We start from the raw sequence: 6,919 nt of genomic DNA on the forward strand, positions 1-6,919 counted from the left end.
TTTTTCAGCATGAACTTTTTGAATAAAGTGCTTTAGCATTCGTTCGGTCACATAAAAATCAGCAATAACGCCATCTTTCATCGGTCGAATGGCTGTCATGTTCCCAGGTGTTCTACCCAACATTCGTTTGGCTTCTATGCCCACCGCCGCTACACTTTTTTGGCCATGCCCACCATCTTGACGAATCGCCACCACCGAAGGCTCGTTCAAAACAATCCCTTGCCCGCGGGCATAAATCAATGTGTTTGCCGTTCCTAAATCTATCGATAAATCGCTAGAGAAAAATCCCCGCAGCTTCTTTAACATGCTTGCATCCTCAGCTCAACGCCCAATCCCTTGAACCCTTATTGTATAGTGTGACTGATTCTCCCTAAACCACAAGCTTAGAATTACTATTCTTGACGATTCCTTACCTCTCGAGCATTTCTAATGCGTTAACGGGTATGCTACTATTGATCCCCATATATTTCAGAATTAAACACAGTTTGAGGCTAAACCATGTCAATTTCACTGACAGATGTAGAAAAAATTGCACACCTTGCACGCTTACACCTAGATAAAGATGAAGCCGAGCGCTACCAACATGATCTCTCCAATATCTTAGCCTTAGTCGAACAGCTCAACGCCGCCGACACTCAAGGCATTACACCGATGGCTCACCCGATTGATGCAACTCAACGCATGCGCACCGACACGGCAATAGAGCAAGATCAACACGAAAAATTCCAATCGTTCGCGCCACAGACTGAAGCCGGTCTCTACCTGGTCCCTAAGGTCATTGAATAAGTTGATTAAATAATTAGTAATTAATCCTTAATCATTTAGTGAGCAGCTAAACGCTCTAAAAATTATAAAATTTAAACATCCAGGTAACTATCATGTCAGGAAACACCATTGCCGAGCATATTCAAGCTCTAAAAAACAAGACGATCTCCAGTGTTGAGCTCACTCAGCACTACCTTGACCATATTAAGACAACAGATAACACACTGAATAATTTCATCAGCATTACAGAAGATCAAGCGCTCACAGCGGCCAAACAAGCCGATGAGAAATTAGCCCAAGGCAGCGATATAACTCCGTTAACAGGCGTGCCCATTGCCTATAAAGACATTTTTTGTACAGACGGTGTTAAAACCAGCTGTGGCTCTAAAATGCTTGATAGCTTTATCGCCCCTTATGATGCCACTGTTGTTAGCAAGCTCAAAAATGCCGGCACCGTCATGCTCGGTAAAACCAATATGGATGAGTTCGCAATGGGGTCATCCAATGAAACCAGCTTTTACGGCGCCTCCAAAAACCCTTGGGATTTAAATAAAGTTCCAGGCGGCTCTTCTGGTGGCTCGGCCTCTGCTGTTGCCGCTCGCCAAGCCCCAGCGACTCTCGGTACAGATACCGGTGGCTCGATTCGCCAACCGGCTTCGCTGTGTGGAATCACAGGTTTAAAGCCAACTTATGGGCGCATCAGCCGCTTTGGCATGATTGCCTATGCCTCCAGCTTAGACCAAGCCGGTCCGATGACACAAACCGCAGAAGATGCTGCAATTATGCTAAACGTAATGGCAGGCTTTGATGAAAAAGATTCGACAAGCGTTGACCAACCAGTTGAAGACTACACTAAACACCTTAACAACTCACTCGAAGGTGTACGCATCGGCTTGCCAAAAGAGTATTTTAGCGAAGGTCTAGACAGTCAGGTTGAAAAGCAAGTTCAACTGGCGATTGCAGAATACGAAAAACTCGGGGCTAAAATCTGTGAGATTTCACTGCCGACAACCCAACTTGCCGTTCCAGCCTACTATGTCATCGCTCCGGCTGAATGCTCATCAAACTTAGCACGTATGGACGGCGTACGTTTTGGTCATCGTGCTGATAATCCAGCGGACCTCATCGACCTCTATAAGCGCTCACGCGCAGAAGGCTTTAGCGATGAAGTCAAACGCCGCATTATGGTTGGTACTTATGCGCTTTCAGCCGGTTATTATGATGCTTATTACAATAAAGCACAGCAAGTTCGCCAGCTCATCAGCGATGACTTTAAGCGCGCTTTTAATGAGGTTGACGTGATCGCCGGCCCAACCGCACCGACAACTGCTTTTGATTTTGGCAGCAAGAAAGACCCTGTCGCCATGTATTTATCCGATATCTATACGATTGCCGTAAACTTAGCGGGGTTGCCAGGCTTATCACACCCGGCTGGTTTCGTTGACAATTTGCCAGTTGGATTGCAACTGATCGGTAATCACTTTGATGAATCGCGCTTGCTTAACCTTGCACATCGCTACCAGCAAGTGACAGACCATCACACGATGATACCGACCGCATTTAAAGCTTAAAATATAAATATATTATAGAGAGTAATAAAGATGGAATGGGAAACCGTTATCGGGCTGGAAGTACATATTCAGCTCGCCACACAATCAAAAATATTTTCCGGTGCATCCACAGCTTACGGCGCACTACCCAACACACAAGCGTGCTCAATTGATTTAGGTTTACCTGGCGTTTTGCCTGTCCTCAATAAAGACACGGTAGAAATGGCCGTTAAATTTGCTTTAGCGTCTAATTCTAAGGTAAATCCGCGCTCTATTTTCTCACGTAAGCATTACTTTTATGCGGATCTGCCTAAAGGTTATCAAATCAGTCAATATGACCAGCCTATCGTTCATGATGGTTACCTTGACGTTCGCTTAGACGGTGATAAGGTTAAACGCATCGGCATCACCCGCGCCCACCTTGAAGAGGACGCAGGTAAGTCTTTGCATGAAGATTTCCATGGTTTAAGCGGCATCGACTTAAATCGTGCAGGCACCCCCTTACTTGAAATCGTCTCTGAACCTGATATGCGTAATGCCGAAGAAGCGGTTGCTTACCTCAAAACCTTGCACTCTCTCGTGCGTTATCTGGAGATTTGCGATGGTAATATGCAAGAAGGCTCTTTCCGTGTCGATGTCAACGTTTCAGTACGCCCGAAAGGTCAGGCTGAGTTTGGCACCCGCACTGAGACGAAAAACTTAAACTCTTTTCGCTTTATCGACCGCGCTATTAATTTTGAAGTCGAACGCCAGATCCAGGTGCTAGAGTCCGGTGGTACGATTAATCAAGAAACTCGCCTTTTTGATGCAATGAAGGGAGAGACTCGTTCATTGCGTTCTAAAGAAGATGCGCATGATTATCGCTATTTTCCAGATCCTGACTTATTACCGGTTGCTATCGAGCCTCGTTTTATTGAAGACATTAAAGCGACAATGCCAGAACTTCCTGAGCAAAAACGCCAGCGTTTTGTCGAGCAATATAGCTTGAGCGATTATGATGCCGGCGTACTCACCGCAAACCGCGATATGGCAAACTTTTATGAAGGCGCCGTAAAAGCGGCCGATGGCCATGCTAAGCTCGTTGCCAATTTAATGATGGGCGATTTTTATGCCGCTTTAAATAAAGAGCTACTCGATGTTACTGAAAGCCCAATTTCGGCAACGCAATTAGGTGGTCTGATTGCCCGTGTCGGCGATAATACAATTTCCGGTAAAATTGCTAAGGATATTTTCATTGCCATGTGGGAAGGCCAAGGCGATGCCGATACTATTATCGAGAAAAAAGGCTTAAAGCAAATCACTGACCCTGCCGCTATTGCCTCCATCGTTGATGAAGTGATGGCCGCAAACCCAACACAACTTGAACAATACCGTTCAGGCAAAGATAAACTGTTCGGCTTTTTTGTCGGCCAAGCAATGAAAGCTTCTAAAGGTAAAGCCAACCCTGCCGAGCTTAATAAAGTGCTTAAACAAAAACTATCTTCTTAATTAATTATAAGCGAAGGGCTTCGCCCTTCTCTTCTTTCTAGCTATCATCATAAAACTCTTACTTTATTTTTTATAAACTTTTTTTAATAAAAAATACCCAGCTATTGCGCCGCATGATCGAAAGTTTGCTGAATTGATTGACATCATTTTTTCATCTGTTGTCCAATGGAGTTCCGGCCCTCTAATAAAAATAATTTTTCATTATCTCAAGGAGTGATTTTTATGAAAGTTGCAAACTACTTTACTGATTCTAGACTCTCTCTTGGCGCCCTGGGTGTCATGGCCTATATTCAGCATCAACAGCACGTACAAAACAGCCCCCACTTAACAGTAGAAGATGTCGCCAAAGGCACAAATACAACCGACAAAAACCTCATTCGCGATGCCTTAAAAGAATTAACCGATGCTGGATACCTACCTGCCTAGTCACCAAACTCGAATTGCTGCCTTCTTTTTATTGGCAGTAATTCAACTTATAATCAGCTCTAAACTCAGTAAAATTTACTTCTATCTTTTAAAAGCTATTTATGCAAGCAACCTCTCTATTCTACTCATTACGCACCCACGCACTATTTGATAAGTTAGTTCTTGCCTGTGGCGTCACTTTTATTAGCTTCTCTTCTGTCTTCGTTCACCTTATTTCTGCAGGACCAGCAACCATTGGTGCATACCGGATGGCCATCGGCGGCCTAATTTTGCTTTTATTCACTTTTATTACTAAAAAATCTATTGTTATTACCAAGCGTTTCATTTTTCCTGCTATGATCGCCGGATTATTTTTCTGCCTTGATCTTGCCACCTGGCACCAAAGCATCCACTATGTTGGCCCCGGACTTGCAACAATTTTAAACAGCTGCCAGATTTTTTTGCTTGCTTTTCATCAGCTTGTTTTTTCTAAAAGAAAAAATCCACAAACACCAGATTATTGCATTAATCTTTATTATTCCAGGTGGTTTATTACTCTGTTTAAATGACTGGCTTAACCTCGGTCACCAATACCACTGGGGAGTGATTATCGGTCTTATTTCAGGGCTTTGCTATAGCGGCTATATTTATACTCTAAGAAAAGCAAATATCAATAATACAAGTAAGAATAAAAATAAAAATGCAAATGAAAAATCACCTAATACTTTATCTATATTAACAATCACTACCTTTTCAGCGATGATTTTTTTACTGATTATCGCAATAGCGACAGGTGAGCACCTAACACTCGGCACCCCATCAAATTATGCCTGGGTTTCAGCGTATGCATTGGTTTCTCAAGTCATCGGCTGGGGGTTAATCAGCTACGCACTCCCTAAAGTCAATGTCAGTGTCGCCGCTTTCATCCTGATTTTACAGCCTACTCTTTCTTTTATCTGGGATGTGCTATTTTTTAACCGCATCACCCCTTGGTTTGAGTGGCTAGGAATTATAATTATTCTTACCGCTGTTTCTCTGGCTAATCACACCCACTCAAGTCATTAATTTAAACGCACAGAATTTATTAGCTCTCTTGTCACCTTAAATTTACCAGCAATCACCTTTCGCAATGCTCGCTCGCTTTCACTGTAAAGTTTTTGCTCAACGGTTAATACAAAAGGTGGCTTGATTGGCAACCTTGCTAAACTGTACAGCAAATACCCCTCATTACCGTTATATAATTTCAAACCAACGAGCACATAAATCAAATGTGCAGATTTAATTAAATTATTTTTTACTGCTGCTGATGATACAAAAGGCATTTTCTCACTTGCTAATAACAGCACTGAACGGGTTGCCGCATTACCAAAATAATCGGCAGGATTACGCTGTATTTTATCCAAAATAGATGATAAATCCTGGGAAGGTTGCAAGGTCGTTAATAAATGCAAACTCATAATATTAAGCTCTTGGTCGGTGAAATTCTCAAGGCGTATCACCTTCGTCTGTTTTAAAGCCAATGGAACAAGTACCGGCCCAGCAAATTCATGCTTATGACCTAACAAAGGCACATAGTACTCTTGCATGACAAGCTTGCCTTGACGCAAAGGATTTTCAAACGATTTCGGTATTTCAAAGCTTAGAGTTTGGCTTTGGTACCACTGCCGAGATGGTGCTACCGCAGTACTGTAACAAAGAGAAGACAGCTCATTAGGGCAAGCATAAATATGCGCATTCTGATAAGGTGCTGTTCTTGAAACGTTACCCGCACAACCTACCAATAGCAAGACTGCAACCGTTAATATCAAATAGCGTATCACATGATTCTCCCATAATTTACGCGGATTATAGGGGACAGCGGACATTCATTGCAAGTTAGCTGATTCCAGCCATACTAACAATAAGCAGTAGGAGAATGGCCATGTACGATTATCATATACACCTTTATTACGATATCAGCACTCGCCCGGTTGCCAAACTCCTACGCAATAGCTTATACAGCATGCTAGAAGGTGTTGCAGAAGTCAGCCTGCTCCATGATAAGCCTCCCTACCCACACCCACAGCCGATGTTTGAAATTGCTTTTCCTAAAGACCTGCTTCCTAAGCTGACAAAGTGGTTTAAAGCACATCGCAATGGTCATAGTGTCCTACTCCATCCTGTTTTAGGGGATGAGACTGATGCTTATCACAGCAAAGGCCGCTGGATGGGGCCACCCCTCATTATTGTTTAAAACCCTTTCTGTTATCGCTTAATTTGGTTACATTAGTATTGAATAGCAGCTTGTTTTTCTGAACTAATGCCGTGAAATAAATATGAAAGCAAACTCATCAACCTATTTACTTTTATTCAGCTTAAGCTTCTCCCTTGCATCTATCCATCTAAACACAAGTCATGGTGCTGTTTACAGTTGGCAAGACACACAAGGGGTCACTCACTTTAGCAATCAACCCCATACAGGTTCAAAACAACTACACCTTTCAGAACCTATCCGTTTTCCTACATCACCAACATTAACCGCAACAACAATAAAAAACAGCCCACAATTGAAAACAGCAACCCACGATAACTATTTAAGTATCATTTCACCAAAAAACAATCAAAGTATCAATAATGCAGCGGGAAATATCAAAATAAAATTAAAACCCTTATCTAACACCGATACATATCGTTATTACTACTATATTGACAATAAACTCATTAAAGAATCT

10 protein-coding genes are annotated in these 6,919 nt (G+C 42.5%); 8 read left to right on the forward strand and 2 right to left on the reverse strand.

From position 1 onward, the window contains the following. On the reverse strand, positions 1-306 hold a 306-nt coding region (locus tag BGC07_RS06240; protein ID WP_201258124.1), incomplete at its 3' end, for a rod shape-determining protein. A 192-nt stretch (positions 307-498) separates the two neighbouring features. On the opposite strand from BGC07_RS06240, the gene gatC reads away from it, so the two are divergent. The 6 genes from gatC to BGC07_RS21950 all read left to right on the forward strand — a co-directional run bounded on the left by gatC (position 499) and on the right by BGC07_RS21950 (position 5,273). After that, positions 499-786: an Asp-tRNA(Asn)/Glu-tRNA(Gln) amidotransferase subunit GatC gene (gene gatC, locus BGC07_RS06245; protein WP_069312400.1), complete on the forward strand. Its 288-nt coding sequence runs from the start codon at positions 499-501 to the stop codon at positions 784-786. A gap of 92 nt (positions 787-878) precedes the next feature. Continuing rightward, a complete protein-coding gene (gatA, locus tag BGC07_RS06250; RefSeq protein ID WP_069312401.1) occupies positions 879-2,336 on the forward strand; it encodes an Asp-tRNA(Asn)/Glu-tRNA(Gln) amidotransferase subunit GatA in 1,458 nt (485 codons plus the stop codon). 30 nt (positions 2,337-2,366) lie between these two features. Next, entirely contained in the window at positions 2,367-3,803 is a 1,437-nt protein-coding gene (gatB, locus tag BGC07_RS06255) for an Asp-tRNA(Asn)/Glu-tRNA(Gln) amidotransferase subunit GatB (protein ID WP_069312402.1), read from the forward strand. A gap of 222 nt (positions 3,804-4,025) precedes the next feature. Then, positions 4,026-4,229: a hypothetical protein gene (locus BGC07_RS06260; protein WP_069312403.1), complete on the forward strand. Its 204-nt coding sequence runs from the start codon at positions 4,026-4,028 to the stop codon at positions 4,227-4,229. Between the two features lie 101 nt (positions 4,230-4,330). Continuing rightward, positions 4,331-4,777: an EamA family transporter gene (locus BGC07_RS21945; RefSeq protein ID WP_235602986.1), complete on the forward strand. Its 447-nt coding sequence runs from the start codon at positions 4,331-4,333 to the stop codon at positions 4,775-4,777. Beyond that, positions 4,689-5,273, forward strand: coding sequence for a DMT family transporter (locus BGC07_RS21950; RefSeq protein WP_235602987.1), 585 nt, complete (start codon positions 4,689-4,691; stop codon positions 5,271-5,273). The genes BGC07_RS21945 and BGC07_RS21950 overlap by 89 nt, the downstream gene beginning before the upstream one ends. On the opposite strand, the gene BGC07_RS06270 is transcribed toward BGC07_RS21950, so the two are convergent. Continuing rightward, positions 5,270-6,028: a hypothetical protein gene (locus tag BGC07_RS06270; RefSeq protein WP_235602988.1), complete on the reverse strand. Its 759-nt coding sequence runs from the start codon at positions 6,026-6,028 to the stop codon at positions 5,270-5,272. The genes BGC07_RS21950 and BGC07_RS06270 overlap by 4 nt on opposite strands. A gap of 101 nt (positions 6,029-6,129) precedes the next feature. Here BGC07_RS06270 and BGC07_RS06275 point away from each other — a divergent pair, with 101 nt between their 5' ends. Together BGC07_RS06275 and BGC07_RS06280 are read left to right on the forward strand one after the other, a co-directional pair. Continuing rightward, entirely contained in the window at positions 6,130-6,441 is a 312-nt protein-coding gene (locus BGC07_RS06275; protein WP_077216791.1) for a DOPA 4,5-dioxygenase family protein, read from the forward strand. A gap of 82 nt (positions 6,442-6,523) precedes the next feature. Continuing rightward, positions 6,524-6,919 (forward strand): DUF4124 domain-containing protein (locus BGC07_RS06280; RefSeq protein WP_139121749.1); only part of this gene is annotated, 396 nt, incomplete at its 3' end.

The sequence above is a fragment of the Piscirickettsia litoralis genome, from assembly GCF_001720395.1.
In the GTDB taxonomy this organism is placed as follows: Bacteria; Pseudomonadota; Gammaproteobacteria; order Piscirickettsiales; family Piscirickettsiaceae; genus Piscirickettsia; species Piscirickettsia litoralis.

Coding starts and splice junctions, on each gene's coding strand:
- BGC07_RS06275 (WP_077216791.1), top strand. CDS start 6,130: ATGTACGATTATCATATACACCTTTATTACGATATCAGCACTCGCCCG.
- BGC07_RS06260 (WP_069312403.1), top strand. CDS start 4,026: ATGAAAGTTGCAAACTACTTTACTGATTCTAGACTCTCTCTTGGCGCC.
- gatA (WP_069312401.1), top strand. CDS start 879: ATGTCAGGAAACACCATTGCCGAGCATATTCAAGCTCTAAAAAACAAG.
- BGC07_RS21945 (WP_235602986.1), top strand. CDS start 4,331: ATGCAAGCAACCTCTCTATTCTACTCATTACGCACCCACGCACTATTT.
- gatB (WP_069312402.1), top strand. CDS start 2,367: ATGGAATGGGAAACCGTTATCGGGCTGGAAGTACATATTCAGCTCGCC.
- gatC (WP_069312400.1), top strand. CDS start 499: ATGTCAATTTCACTGACAGATGTAGAAAAAATTGCACACCTTGCACGC.